Source organism: Vibrio genomosp. F10 str. 9ZD137 (assembly GCF_049974785.1).
Lineage (GTDB): Bacteria > Pseudomonadota > Gammaproteobacteria > Enterobacterales > Vibrionaceae > Vibrio.
In genome coordinates, this window is the sequence record NZ_JBNGCJ010001034.1 from 1 (window position 1) to 972 (window position 972).

1 pseudogene is annotated in these 972 nt (G+C 47.6%); it reads right to left on the reverse strand.

Annotated elements, in window-relative coordinates:
* Nucleotides 1–972 (reverse strand): annotated as a pseudogene (locus ACP45E_RS22015) (ABC transporter permease); the annotation flags it as partial.

Genomic DNA, 972 nt, shown 5'->3' on the forward strand with positions numbered 1-972 from the left:
CCACCATTAAGGTAACGCCATTAAGCGCCCGAGTGATGGCAAAGGTTTGCGAGAAGATACCTAAAGCGATCGATTTGATCTGCGCCTGATCGTAAAGCTGGCTAGGGTGCAAATTCAATTGCTGCTTTAGTTGTTTGTATACCTGTTGCGGGTTATCGGAGACTTTGATGCCCAGGCTGATGGGTAGATCAGTAAAGCCACTTTCAAACCATAAATTAGGGGCAAGCAACACTTCGCCATTGGGTGAGCCGTAATCATGGAAAATTGCGCCAACTGTTAGTGATTTGTCTGGGATAGCGTCGAGTTTTAGTTCGCTGTTCAATGATAAGCCGAGCTTCACCGCCGTGGGTTCGCTGATCGCCACTAATTCACCTTGGTAAAAGCGTGACCAGAACGTATCAAGCTGCGATTGGAATACCATGGTTTGCTCTAATGTGTCCTTGTCTTTGGTGCCGAGTAAAATCGGTAAGCCTTGCAAGTTATCATCGACGTAATACTGCTTGTAGACGGTTTCAACGCTTTCAAACTCCTCCAATGCGCGCTCGACATTAGCGATTTCACCTTGAGCTGGGCTAATGTAAATATCGGCGTGCAATCGCTGTTCTAGCCACTGCTTTAGGGTGGATTCAAAACTGCCGACTAACGTATTCATTCCCATGTTGGCAGTCACAGCAAGTAGTAGCGCCATCATGGCAAGGGAAAGGGGAGATATCAGCTCTCGCAGTTCAGCAAACAGATACTGCATCAACCCTGACTGAGTTCGTTGTTCACTCCAATTTGCTAACACGCAGAGCGTTTTGGGCAGATACAAAGGAATCGACACTACCAACACACCAAGCCACGCCATAGTGAAGCGATGATGCTCGCTGAGCCATAAGCCAGCCAACGCGATAGCGGTCAGCACTACGCCGATAGTAAATAACTGGTTTTCATTTGAAGTCTCTTGAGTTTGGTAAAGATCGGCAGAGCGGT